12 protein-coding genes are annotated in these 12333 nt (G+C 65.6%); 7 read left to right on the forward strand and 5 right to left on the reverse strand.

Going from position 1 to position 12333, the window contains the following annotated elements; genetic code table 11:
* Nucleotides 1-816: 816 nt before the first annotated feature.
* Nucleotides 817-1815, reverse strand: a complete 999-nt coding sequence (locus LZC94_32195; GenBank protein WXB12495.1) for a pyridoxal-phosphate dependent enzyme — start codon at nt 1813-1815, stop codon at nt 817-819.
* A gap of 156 nt (nt 1816-1971) precedes the next feature.
* On the opposite strand from LZC94_32195, the gene LZC94_32200 reads away from it, so the two are divergent.
* Together LZC94_32200 and glnA are read left to right on the forward strand one after the other, a co-directional pair.
* A complete protein-coding gene (locus tag LZC94_32200; protein WXB12496.1) occupies nt 1972-2310 on the forward strand; it encodes a P-II family nitrogen regulator in 339 nt (112 codons plus the stop codon).
* A 13-nt stretch (nt 2311-2323) separates the two neighbouring features.
* Nucleotides 2324-3739: a type I glutamate--ammonia ligase gene (gene glnA, locus LZC94_32205; GenBank protein ID WXB12497.1), complete on the forward strand. Its 1416-nt coding sequence runs from the start codon at nt 2324-2326 to the stop codon at nt 3737-3739.
* 106 nt (nt 3740-3845) lie between these two features.
* Here the strand turns inward: glnA and LZC94_32210 are convergent, their stop codons facing one another.
* Both LZC94_32210 and LZC94_32215 read right to left on the reverse strand, forming a co-directional pair.
* Nucleotides 3846-4985: an alpha/beta hydrolase gene (locus LZC94_32210; protein WXB12498.1), complete on the reverse strand. Its 1140-nt coding sequence runs from the start codon at nt 4983-4985 to the stop codon at nt 3846-3848.
* The gene (locus tag LZC94_32215; protein ID WXB12499.1) at nt 4982-5491 is read right to left on the reverse strand and encodes a GNAT family N-acetyltransferase; all 510 of its coding nucleotides are present in this window, start codon (nt 5489-5491) and stop codon (nt 4982-4984) included. Before LZC94_32215 ends, LZC94_32210 begins: the two co-directional genes overlap by 4 nt.
* An 83-nt stretch (nt 5492-5574) precedes the next feature.
* Between LZC94_32215 and LZC94_32220 the strand changes: the two genes are divergently transcribed.
* Together LZC94_32220 and LZC94_32225 are read left to right on the forward strand one after the other, a co-directional pair.
* Complete coding sequence (locus LZC94_32220; protein WXB12500.1) at nt 5575-6111, forward strand: hypothetical protein; 537 nt, start codon at nt 5575-5577, stop codon at nt 6109-6111.
* Nucleotides 6112-6222: 111 nt separating this feature from the next.
* Complete coding sequence (locus LZC94_32225) at nt 6223-7419, forward strand: NADP-dependent malic enzyme (GenBank protein ID WXB12501.1); 1197 nt, start codon at nt 6223-6225, stop codon at nt 7417-7419.
* A 104-nt stretch (nt 7420-7523) separates the two neighbouring features.
* On the opposite strand, the gene LZC94_32230 is transcribed toward LZC94_32225, so the two are convergent.
* Both LZC94_32230 and LZC94_32235 read right to left on the reverse strand, forming a co-directional pair.
* Complete coding sequence (locus tag LZC94_32230; protein ID WXB12502.1) at nt 7524-8333, reverse strand: DUF882 domain-containing protein; 810 nt, start codon at nt 8331-8333, stop codon at nt 7524-7526.
* 22 nt (nt 8334-8355) lie between these two features.
* A complete protein-coding gene (locus LZC94_32235; protein WXB12503.1) occupies nt 8356-9012 on the reverse strand; it encodes a hypothetical protein in 657 nt (218 codons plus the stop codon).
* 131 nt (nt 9013-9143) lie between these two features.
* Between LZC94_32235 and LZC94_32240 the strand changes: the two genes are divergently transcribed.
* The 3 genes from LZC94_32240 to LZC94_32250 all read left to right on the forward strand — a co-directional run bounded on the left by LZC94_32240 (nt 9144) and on the right by LZC94_32250 (nt 12314).
* A complete protein-coding gene (locus LZC94_32240; protein WXB12504.1) occupies nt 9144-9677 on the forward strand; it encodes a hypothetical protein in 534 nt (177 codons plus the stop codon).
* Nucleotides 9678-9876: 199 nt separating this feature from the next.
* A complete protein-coding gene (locus tag LZC94_32245) occupies nt 9877-10719 on the forward strand; it encodes a hypothetical protein (protein WXB12505.1) in 843 nt (280 codons plus the stop codon).
* A 647-nt stretch (nt 10720-11366) separates the two neighbouring features.
* A complete protein-coding gene (locus tag LZC94_32250; protein WXB12506.1) occupies nt 11367-12314 on the forward strand; it encodes a sigma 54-interacting transcriptional regulator in 948 nt (315 codons plus the stop codon).
* The last annotated feature ends 19 nt before the right edge of the window (nt 12315-12333 follow it).

Below are 12333 nucleotides of genomic sequence, written 5' to 3' on the forward strand. Positions count from 1 at the left end.
ATACCTCGTCGGCGGTGAGAATGTCGTGGATGGCGCTGATGCGATGCGCGTGCAGCATCTGGCGAAGGGAGCGCTCGGCGCGTCGCTCGCCGCCATCCCCCATGCGCTTCTGCAGGGTCGCGCGATCGTAGAAGGTGGTGATGGCCGCGCCGGGGTAAGGCATCGCAGCGTCGACCACGCGAAGGGTGAGGGGCCGCTCGAGGAGAGGGCGTGTGCCGGCTTCGACGCGGAGAAGACCCGTGTAAAGGGCAGGCGGGGCGTTGGGCGGGACGTGGATGTCGATCCACAAGGCGCCGCGGGCGCGGGGGCCGGCTTGTACGTGCGCAGGGGTGCGATCGCTCGCGGCCGGAACCAGGGGGTCGGCGAAAAAGCCGATGTAGGCGCCGGCGGAAGGCGCGGCCTCGGGGGTGAAGGCGAGCGAGCCGGGGAAGCGCTCGTTGTAGCTCGCGCGGCGGATTTCGATGAAGCGCTCCGCGAAGGTGGAGATGGGTGCATCGAGGGGCGGGGTGAAGGGCGCGAAGGTGACGTGGATGGATTCGAGCGTTTCGCCGTCGGGTTCGATGGCGACTTGAAGGGCGATGATCTCGTCGCGGAGGCCGAAAAGGTCGATGGGCTGGGCCGGATCGGGCCAGGCGCTCGGCGGCAGCGGGTGCGCTTCGTCGCGAGGAATTTTTTCGCCGTCGTCGAGGACGATCGCGCGCGGGGCAGCTTCGGCGCGCGAGCCCGGCGTGATGGCGGCGAAGGTTGCCCACGCTGCGAACGCGGCATGCCGCGCCCCGCGCTTGCTCGAACGAGACGGGGCGCGGCGGGCGCCCATCATCGAAAGAGACGCACGAGCTCGGGCGCGAGCTCCTGCTCCTCGGGTGCGCCGGCCAAGAGCGGTGCCATGGGTGCGCTCGACAAGGTGTGCACGTAGAGGACGTGGCGGTAGCGGCCGGAGTCGACCAGGTCCAAGACGGCGGCGAAGGTCTTCGCGGTGTAGGTTGGATCGAGGGTCAACCCCGAGCCTTGCGCGAGCGCGGTGGCGCGATCGCCCCACGCGGTTCGATGTCCGTAGCCGGCGCCGAGGTAGCGGCTGGTGACGCGAAAGCGGATCGCCAGGTGGCCGCAGCGCCATGCGAGCCAGCGCGCCATGAGCGCGATGCCCCACCCCGGGGGCGTGACGGCCACGCCCAGGACCTCGGTCTTCAATCCTGCGGCGGCGAAGCCGGCGGCGAGGCCGGCCGCGGTTCCTCCGGAGCCGAGGGTCACGACGGCCACGTCGGGCTCGGGCATCGCGCCGCTGCGAATCTGCTCGGCGATTTCGCGTGCGGCGTCGACATAGCCCAGGGTGCCGAGGTAGTTCGAGCCACCGACCGGGATGAAGAGCGCATCGCGACCAAGGCGGCGCACGATGGCGAGGGGCGCCGCCGCGTACGAGCTCACGGGAAAAACATGGGCGCCTTGGGCGAGCGACGCCCGGAGATTGAGCAGCGCATGATCGGAGCGCGGCTGAGGCAAAAGCACGGCCTCCACCTCGAAGCCCGCCTGGCGGCCGAAAAGGGCCGTGGCCAGCACTTGGTGGCTTCCCCCTGCCCCCACCGTTACGATACGGTCGGCTGCGCGAGCCTTGGCGACGGCCAGGAGTCGCTCGAGCTTTCGGACTTTGTTGCCGCCATAAAGAGGATGCGTGACGTCTTCGCGCTTGACCCATAGTTGGCAAGCGTGGCTGGCACGGCGCGCGTCGCACGCGCGGGCCGAGGAGGACGCGTCCGGTACCCGGCTCAGGCGCGGTAGGTGCTCGACGGGGGTGGGGTAATTCGGGTTAAGTTCCATCGGGGAAAACGCCCGCGAAACGTTGGCGAAACCTTAGCCTGGCACAGTGCGGTCTGTCATCGAAGGCGAAACGACTCGCACGTTGCACGCGGCCACGGTTGCTTTCGATGTTTTGCGGCAGCTCGCGTCCGTCCCCGCCTAGAGAAAGGCCCCCTCGTGAAGAAGATCGAAGCCATCATCAAACCGTTCAAGCTCGACGAGGTCAAAGACGCCTTGAGCGAGGTCGGCGTGCAGGGAATGACCGTGACCGAAGTCAAAGGGTTCGGGCGCACAGGTGGAAAGAAAGAGGTCTACCGCGGTTCGGCGTACGTGGTCGACTTCGTCCCGAAGGTCAAAATCGAGGTCGTGGTGCCGGACGAGCTCGTGCACGACGTGATCGACGCCGTCGAGAAGTCAGCCAAAACGGGGCGGATCGGGGACGGAAAGATCTTCATCACCCCCGTGGAAGAAGCGGTGCGAATCCGCACCGGTGAACGTGGAAAAGAAGCCATCTAAGGAGAATCTTCGAATGAATCCCAAGGAAGTCATTGAGCTTGCCAAAAACCACGACGTCAAATTCGTCGACTTGAAGTTCGTCGACTTTCCAGGGGTATGGCAGCACACCACGATCCCGGTCAATCGGCTGGACGAATCGCTCTTCGAGGATGGTCTCGGCTTCGACGGCTCGTCGATCCGCGGCTGGCAGCCCATCAACGCGTCGGACATGCTCATCATCCCCGACGCGGAGACGGCGCGCATCGACCCGTTCTACGCGCAGTCGACGCTGCACCTGGTGTGCTCGGTCTACGATCCGATCACCAAGCAGCCGTACTCGCGCGATCCGCGTCACATCGCGAAGAAGGCCGAGGCCTACCTTCGTCAGACCGGCATCGCCGACACGTGTTTCATGGGTCCCGAGGCGGAGTTCTTCGTGTTCGACGACGTCCGCTTCGACCACTCGCAGCCGAACGCGGGCTACTACTACCTCGACAGCATCGAGGGCGCCTGGAACTCGGGCCGCGAGGAGTTCCCCAACCTGGGCTACAAGGTTCGCCACAAGGAAGGCTACTTCCCCGTTCCACCGACGGACACCTTGGCCAACCTCCGCAACGAGATGATGACCACGTTGATGGATACCGGCGTGGAAATCGAGGTCGGTCACCACGAGGTGGCGAGCGGCGGTCAATGTGAGCTGGGCGTGAAGTTCGCCCGGATGCTCCCCAGCGCCGATCAGCTGCTGTGGTTCAAGTACGTGGTGAAGAACGTGGCGCGCAAGAACGGCAAGACGGCGACGTTCATGCCGAAGCCGCTCTTCGGCGACAACGGATCGGGCATGCACGTGCACCAGTCGCTCTGGAAGGAGGGCAAGCCCCTCTTCGGCGGCGACGGCTACGCGGGCCTGAGCGAGACGGCGCTCTACTACATCGGCGGCATCATCAAGCACGCGCGCGCGCTCGCCGCCCTCACGAACCCGACGACCAACTCGTACCGACGCTTGGTGCCGGGCTTCGAGGCGCCGGTCAACCTGGCCTACTCGAGCCGCAACCGCTCGGCCTCGGTGCGCATTCCGATCACGGGGCCTTCGCCGAAGACCCGCCGCATCGAGGTGCGCTTCCCCGATCCCAGCTGCAACCCGTACCTGGCCTTCAGCGCCATGATGATGGCCGGCCTCGACGGCATCCAGAACAAGATCAACCCCGGCGATCCGCTCGACAAGGACATCTACGCCCTGTCGCCCGAGGAGCTGAAGGACATCCCGCACATGCCGGGCAGCCTCGAGGACGCGCTCGATGCGCTCGAGCGCGACGGCGAGTTCCTCCTCCGCGGCGACGTCTTTACGCGCGACGCCATCCACGAGTGGCTCGAGTACAAACGCAACCGCGAGCTCAACCCGATCCGCATGCGCCCGACGCCGCACGAGTTCTTCCTCTACTTCGATATCTGATTCGCGGAGCGGAAGCCGATTTCGCTTCCCGTACACGTACACGTTCCCCTTCCCGTTCCCGCCTCTCGGCGAGGAGAAGATCGGGAACGTGTACGGGAGAGCCCGTTCAACGCCGGGCTGCGAGGAACGCGCGCAGCTCGGTGTTGAACCGATCGAAGTCCTCGATGTGCGGGATGTGACCGATCCCCGGGAGCTCCACCAGCTTGCTCCCGGGGATTTTTCGTGCCGTCTCCTTGCCCAGGCGATCGTAGCGGCCATGTTCGGCGATCACGTCGGGCTTGAGCAGCGCTTTGCCCACGATGGTGCGATCGGCGGTGCCGACGAAGAGCAGGGTCGGTACGCGGATGCGATCGAGCTCGTACTGGACGGGCTGCATGTAGATCATCTCGGTGGTGAGCGCGGCGACCTTGGCCGACTGCGAAAAATCCGGGCGCTTGGTGTACGCGGAGACCGCGTCGACCAGGGCGTCGTAGTCCGGCTTCCACTGCGGAAAGTACGAGGTCTGGAAGTACTTGCGGATGGAGTCGGCGGTGGTCGCGAGCTCCGCTTTGAGCTTTTGATCCACCGTCGTGTACGGGACGAAGGTGCGGTAGTCCTCGAGGCCGATGGGGTCCTCCAAAATGAGCTCGCTCACCCGCTCGGGGTACGAGAGCGCATAGCGGATGGCCAGCATGCCGCCCATCGAGTGACCGAACATGGCCGCGCGCGAAATGCCGAGGGACTCGAGGAGCAGCTTGGTGTTGTTCGCCAGCCCGTGAAAGCTGTAGGCGATCACGGGTCGGGACGACTTTCCGAATCCGATTTGGTCCGGAACGATCACACGGTAGCCGCCCTCGCGGAGCGACTCGATGACCCGGCGAAAGTAATAGCCGCCGAAGTTCTTCCCGTGGAGCAGCACCACGCTCTTTCCGTTCGGCGCCGCCGTGGGGGGCACGTCGAGGTAGGCCATCGTCACCTGCTGCCCCTCGAGCTCCAGGGGAAAGCGCTTGACCGGAAAGCCGTAGTCGATCCCATCGTCCGCCGGCTCGGCCGCGTTGACGGACGCCACGCCCGCGCGCGGCGAGGCGTCGCTCCTGGTTGCGCCCGGCGACGACGGCGAAGATGAAGATGAAGATGAAGACGCGGACGCAGACGAGAGCGCCGGAGTCGGTGCAGGGGATGCGGCGCAGGCGGTGAGCCATGCAGCGCTGGCGAGGGTGAGCGCCATCGTGAGAACGCCTTTGGGAGAGAGGGCCATCGTCGTCATGGGTCGACCTTTCCGGCGAGCGCGCGCAGCGCCTCGCCCTCGATGCGCACGTTCTTCCATTCGTGGAGGATACGCGCACCGAGCCGCTCGTAAAAGCCGATGGCGTCGACATTCCAGTCGAGCACCTCCCACTGAAAGCGGGTGCACGCGTGGCTCAACGCTTCCCGCGCGAGGTGCTCGAGCAGAACGCGCCCCAAGCCGAGCCCGCGAAATTCGGGACGCACGAAGAGATCCTCCAGGTACAGCGCGGGGCGGCCCTCCCACGTGCTGTATTGCAGGAAGTACAACGCAAACCCCGCTGGCTCGATCGCGCCGCCCGACGGAACCTCCACGATGAGCACATGAAAGAGCGGGTGCTCGCCGAAACCATCGCGCAGAAAATCGGACGCCTTGGCCACCACGGCGTGCGGCTCGCGCTCGTAGGTCGCGAGCTCCTTCACGAACGACAGGATCAGTGGCGCGTCGGACGCGACAGCACGGCGCACGGTGATCGATGGATCGGGCATCCTTTCGCGATTAGCGCACGCGCACCCACGGGAACAGGGCCATAGTGCTGCCAAGAGCGGGGCCATGTTGTACGTTTTCGTCCATGATGACTTCGGCATTTTCCGCGAGCCGCCGCGCGCGGTGGGTCCCCGGCATCGTTCTCTCGTTGCTCCTCGCACCAACCGCATGTTCGTCGAGCAGCGACGGGCCCAACTACGACGGCATGTTCGCGCCGCCGCCTGCCGGTCCCATCACGGCCAACAACGTTCGCGGCTTCTGGGTCGCGCACATCAAACGCGATGCGGGCGACGGTGTCGACGCGGACATGGATATCCGCATGCGCATCACCGATGCCAACCTCACCATCGCCAACCGATGCCGTTATACCGATGGAACGTCGCTGACCGCGGGCATCACCGTCGCGCTCCGCATCGATGATGCCCAGACGGATTTGATCACGAGCGAGTCGGCGGAGAGCGCGCCCGCGGCGGCAAATCACACCTGTCGGCTGGCGGTGCAAGCGGGTACGCTCGAGTATCACCTCAACGGGCGCGAGTTGCACTTTCAAGGGCGCGATCTGCCCTACCCGAAATTCGCCAACGCCAACGAATCCCCGCCCTTCACCAAGGCCGCCGACTGACACGATGACGGCCGACTGAGCCGCAACGGACGAACCGCGCCGAGGGCGTGTCCGCGCGATGACATCGCCGCTAGTCCGCTAAAAAAGCGTCGATTGCGGTAACGTGGCTTTATGGATGAAGCGCACGATTACGATCAGGAGTCCGTCGTTCTTCACGAGAAGTTGCATGGCAAGCTGAGCGTGGCGAGCCGTGTGCCGCTCGAATCCCGACGCGATTTGAGCCTCGCGTACACGCCCGGTGTTGCGCAAGTGTGCCTGGAGATCGCCAAGGATCCGCAGCGCGTACACACGCTGACCCTCAAGCACAACACGGTGGCCGTGGTGAGCGATGGGTCGGCCATTTTGGGCATCGGCAACCTCGGGGCGGCGGCGGCCATCCCGGTGATGGAGGGCAAGGCGGTGCTCTTCAAAGAGTTCGCCAACGTGGACGCCTTTCCCATTTGCCTCGCCACCCAAAAGACGGACGAGATCATCGCGGCCGTGCGCGCGATCGCGCCGGTCTTCGGCGGCATCAACTTGGAGGACATCTCCTCACCGCGCTGCTTCGAGGTCGAGGACGCGCTCAAGGACATCGGCATCCCGGTCTTTCACGACGACCAACATGGAACCGCGGTGGTCGTCCTGGCCGCGCTGCTCAACGCCGTGCGCTACACGCGCAAGGATCTCTCCACGTGCCGCGTGGTGTTCAACGGCAGCGGAGCCTCGGCCCTGGCGTGTGCGCGGCTGCTCATCGTCTGCGGCGAGCGCGGGCTGCTCCCCAAGCTGGGGGATCTCATCCTGGTCGACTCCAAGGGCATCGTTCACAAGAACCGCACCGATCTGCACGCCCACAAGCGCGAGCTCGCCGAGGCTGGAAATGTCGAGGGCCGAACGGGCACCTTGAGCGACGCCATGGTGGGCGCCGATGTCTTCATCGGTCTCTCCACCGGCAATTTGGTCACCGCGCAGATGATCCACGCCATGAACAAGGACCCCATCGTGTTCCCCATGGCCAACCCCACCCCGGAGATCATGCCCGATCTGGCGCTCGCCGCCGGCGCCGCCATCGTGGGCACCGGGCGAAGCGACTTCCCCAACCAGATCAACAACGTGCTCGCCTTCCCCGGCATCTTCCGCGGCGCGCTCGATGCCGGCGCCATCACCATCAACGACGAGATGAAGATCGAGGCCGCGCGCGCCCTCGCCGCCTATGTGAAAGAGGTCGGCGTCGAGAAGATCCTGCCCGATCCGCTCGATCGCAAGGTGGCGTACCACGTGGCGGAGGCCGTCGCAGCGGCGGCGCGGCGCACGGGGGTTTGCCGCACGTAAGGAGTCGCGCCATCATCGATGCATCGCTCACCGCGGGCTCGCGAGCCACCCGGATCACGCGCGCGCGAGCCGGTGGTGGCGCACGCCGGGCGGCCCCGCGTCGCTCAATCCTCTTCTTCTTCCTCCGCGCCCGCGGGCACGATGCGCCCCCCGGGCCGGAGCGCTTGATCGACGTCGGAGGCGATGAAGAACGGGGACGGTGGGACATCGCCGCGCTGGCGGGCGCGCGCATCGGCATGTTGGGCGACATCGAGCAGGACGCCGCGCTCGCGGCTCGAGCGCCCAGGACCGCTGCGGTCGACCCAGAAGTAGCTTCGCTGGCGCACGTCCACGTGGACGAAGGAGCTGATCGGGTAGACGCCCACGCCGACGAAGCCCGTTTCGCGTGCGAAGCGGGCCACGTCCTGATCGGTGGCGCCGGGCACCACGAAGTCGATGGCGAGGCCGCGCCCGTGGTTGCCCTGGCCGGTGCCATCGGGCTTGGGCGTGCGGTAGCCCGAGATGATGCGGATCTCGTGGGCGTTGAAGTGCCGCTGGATGCGGTAGATCACGTTGAGGGTGCGCGGCTCGACGGGGTGCTCGTTGCCCTCGGGCGCGCGGAGCACGTGCGCGGCTTGGTCGAGCTCCTCGGCGGCGAAGCCACCTTCGTCGGTGGCGGCGGTGAGGGCCACCGTCTCTTTGAGGTACACGGCGTTCAAGACGAGCTTGGGCTTTCCCGCAGCATCGAGCGGCGCCTTGGCACCCCGGGTGGGCGTGTGCAGCGCGCGCACGTTGTGATGGTAGCCCGATGGCGCCATGGGCCGCGCGGCGCGGCCGGGAAATGCGCGCACGGGACGCGCCGCCGGCCTTTGTGCCCAGGCTGTGCCCGAGATCCACACGATTGCCAGCGCCGCCAGTGTGTACGTCCTTCGCATGATGCTTCCACCCCCCGACGTTTTAGGTCGGTTGAAACGTATCGACCACGCGGAGCAGCTCGCGCACCACGGGGGTCACGGACTCGCCTTGGTGGACGATCTCGACGAGCTCGTAGTGGTTCTTGCCGCGCATGATGAGCTCACGGCTGTAGTTCGTATACGGGGCCTTGGACGCCTTCACATTGCGCCGGACCACGTACTCGCGACCTTGCGCCGTGAGGCTGGCGACCGGCACGCGGCCCGCGACCACCTCGGCGCCGGATGTCTTTGCGTCCTCCTCGTAGCGCGAAAGCACATCGCCCCACGAATCGCTCGGGAAGTCGAGCCGCTCGTAGACGGCGAACACGTACTGGCGCGGCGAGACGTACTCGATGAAGCGCTTTTGATAGGTCAGGCTCGCGCGACGGATAATCCAGTTCTTCGGCCGCGAGAAGTGAACCGTTCCGCCCAAAATGGAGACCCCGATGTATTCGACGTCGCCATCCTTGTGATCGAGCGCCGGATACGGCGTTTCGAACGCGCTGGTGGTGCCGCCCGGGTGGTCGTCGTACTGGTAAAAGGTGTGGTTCTGGGTCGCCGACGCAGGCGGGCCGCCTTTGCATCCGGCAGTGGATGCGACGAGCGCGACGAGCGCGACGAAGGCCACGGGCACCAAAGAGCGAAGCACGGAGCGGTTCACGCGAAGGAGAATATCGACTTTGCAGCCGCGTGAATACCTCGGCACGAGACGCGAACGAGCAACCCGATGCGATGCAAGCCGGCGTCTCGCCGCGCGTTGCGTATTGGCGCCCCCTCATTTATGAAGCAAACATGGTGAAGCGCACGGTGGGGGCTGCGAGCGGGTCGATGTGGTGCACGGTGCTCGCCCTGGTGGCTACCGCGGGTTGCGGAGGAAGCGGGTACCATCCCAAACCGCTTCAGCCAGCCGTCTGCTCGGGTGTCGATCTTCAGCCGGCGTCCACGATGTTGGATGAGATGTCCATCATCAACTTTTTGAAGGCGCAAGGTGCGGTCACCCGGATCGAGCGGGCGCGCCCCGATCTGGTGTACGTCGAGGTACAGCTCAACCCTGAGCAAAAAACGGACACGTGGGTCCGCCTTCGGGTTGCCGTCCTGGGCTCCCCCATGCTGGCGGGCCGCGAGCTTCATGATGCGATGCTGCAGCACAAAGAGGGCTCCTGGGGGGTGCACCGCGGGAACCTGGCCGTGCTCGGACCGGTCGACAAGATTGACAACACCCTGGCGTTCGCGCAGCGAACCAAGCTGGCGTGCTGGGGGGTGCTCACGATCGCGGCGTCCTCGGACGAAGCGGTGGTCGTCCCGGGCGGCTACCGGGAGCTCTGACTTTCGCTCCGGGGGAGCGAAAGTCGAGCCCGAACGCTCGTTTTTCGCGACGTGACGAAAAATCGGAAACGTGCTTCGGCGCGGGGCCGAACTACGAGGAAAAGGGGAACGAATCATGACTCCTTCTCATCTCGCGGTTCGAGCAGCCGTGGACCGAATGAATCGAGAACTTCGCCAACGTTACGAAGAACTTCAAGCCTTGCTTGCCGAAGCCACGGGCAAAGACGTGCGCGCCCGCTACCGCATCGGCCGGCTCATCAAAGACGTCAAGGGCTCCGAGCAGCGTTACGGAGCAAGGGCCGTCAAGAACCTCGCCGCCGCCTTGGGGCGCGACGAGGCCACCCTCTATCGCTTTGCGCTCGTCGCCGAGGCGTGGACGGAGGAAGATCTCGACGTCTTGCTCGCCCGCAAAACGCCGCACGGCGAGCCGCTCTCGTTCTCGCATCTGGTGGAGCTCGCCCAGATTCAGGACAAGAACCGGCGGAGCGAGATGCTCGAGTTTGCCCTCAGCTACGGCGCCTCCGTGCGCGAGCTGATCGACGCCATCGCCGACCCGGGCGCCGAGCGCACCGACAACAACGGCGCCGATCCCGCTCCCTCGATCGACTCGCTCCTGCGCAGGGTCGCCAGCACCTGCGACGCCGTGCAGCGCAAGATCGAGATCAGCGAGCGGCTGCTCTCCCAACTCGAGCGCTCCACCGATCCCAAGTCGACCAACTCGATCGACGAGCTGCTCTCCCGCGCGGTCTCGTCCCAGAGGGCAATCTTGGAAGCCTCCACGCGATCGATCGAGCGACTCGAACGCGCACGCCAAAGGCTCTCCGTTCCGAGCCTGCCCGCATCGAAGCCGGCGCCGGCCACCACGCCGAGCAGCGCGCCGGCCTCCGACTGGAGCGAGACGCGATCGGCGCGCTCCGTGGCGCGCAAGGCATCGCAACACACCGGCGCCACCCCGCTTCCCGCCGTGCACGCAAAGAACGCGACGGCCGAGCTTTCGGACAATCGCACGCCGCGATTGTTGGCGGGCTTCACGTCGGCCTGACTCGGCGTGGGTCTCTCGCTCGGAGGCTCACGTCGCGGTTCACGTGGGCTCGCGGCACGTGGATCGGCGCACGCGGGGCTCGCGGCACGTGGATCGGCGTGGCAAGCACAAAATTGTGCCGGCCGCGACCTTCACATGATGCGCGTCATATGAGCTACGACGAAACGCGTTATGAACGATTGTGCACCGCCAATTCAAAGTTCCAGTCGAGGTTGGACGTTCGTAACGCACCGCGCAGCAGCCATACCAGCGATCGTAGATCGCGCTGCTCCTCTCGTTTTGTTAGATACCACTTCGAGGCCATCTACCGATATTTATGCCACCCGGTCGGATTGGTAACCACCCAAGAGGGGGTCGCGATTGGGTAAAAATTGGAAACGCAGCGCGTCAATCCTCATAAATTGACAATAATATTCAGCAATTGGCATTGAGAATGCGTGTGGGTGCAAGTGTCGCGCGCCGGCGCCTCGATCGGTATTTACATGGTATTAAAGTGGTAGTAAGCGGTAGAAGATATGATGACCTCGGGCGGGAGATCGAAGTCGTCGGCCCTGCAGATGCCTCTTTCGCCGGCGGTGCATTTTGGGCGGATGCTCGGGGCGAGCGTAGCCATGCGCAGGCTCTACCCGTTGTGCGAGCGACTCGCGATGTCGAACGTTCCCTTGATTGTCGAGGGGGAGACGGGAACCGGAAAAGAGGTTCTCGCCGAATCCCTTCACGATCAGGGGCCGCGGGCGCGCGAGCCCTTCACCGTCTTCGACTGTACTGCTGTGCCGCCCAACCTCGTGGAGGCTGCCCTCTTCGGGCATGAGCGGGGCGCATTCACAGGGGCGACGGAGCTTCGACAGGGTGTTTTCGAGCAGGCGCACGGCGGCACGCTCCTCATCGACGAGATCGGCGATTTGGAGCTGGAGCTGCAGGCCAAGCTTCTGCGCGCCATCGAGCGCTCGGAGGTGCGGCGCATCGGAGGCAAACAATGGATCCGGGTGGATGTGCGGATCATCGCCGCCACCCGGCGAAACCTCGATGAAGAGGTCGCGGCCGGCCGGTTCCGGGACGATCTCTTCTATCGTCTGGCGGTGGCCCGGTTGGAGCTACCGCCGCTTCGAAATCGCACGGGCGACATCCAGCTGCTCGCGGGGCATTTCTGGAACCGGCTCGCGGGCACGAAGATGCCCATCGGCGACGATTTTCTCGCGCAGCTCGAAGGTTACTCCTGGCCGGGCAACGTGCGGGAGCTGCAAAACACCGTCGCACGGCGCGTCGTCCTCGGTGATCTGATCGGGGGCGAAGCGCTCGCGCCACCGTCGTCGCGCAACCTTCGCCCCGTGCCGCCGATCGACGGCGGTGCATCGACGCAGCGCTCCACCCGGCCTTCGGATCCGGGTGATGTCATCGCCGATGTCATCGCATGCGGGCTCCCCCTCCCTCGCGCGCGGGAGCGCGTGCTGGAGGCCTTCGAGCGCCGCTATGTCAAGCACCTCGTCGATAAGCACCGCGGCAATGTGGCACGTGCGGCCGCCGCCTCCGGCGTGGCGCTTCGCTACTTTCAGGTCCTGCGCGCCCGTACCAAGCGGCGCGAAGAAGGCACGTAACACCGCGCCCATCACGTGG

It is taken from the genome of Sorangiineae bacterium MSr11954, from assembly GCA_037157815.1.
GTDB classification, from domain to species: Bacteria; Myxococcota_A; Polyangia; order Polyangiales; family Polyangiaceae; genus Pendulispora; species Pendulispora albinea.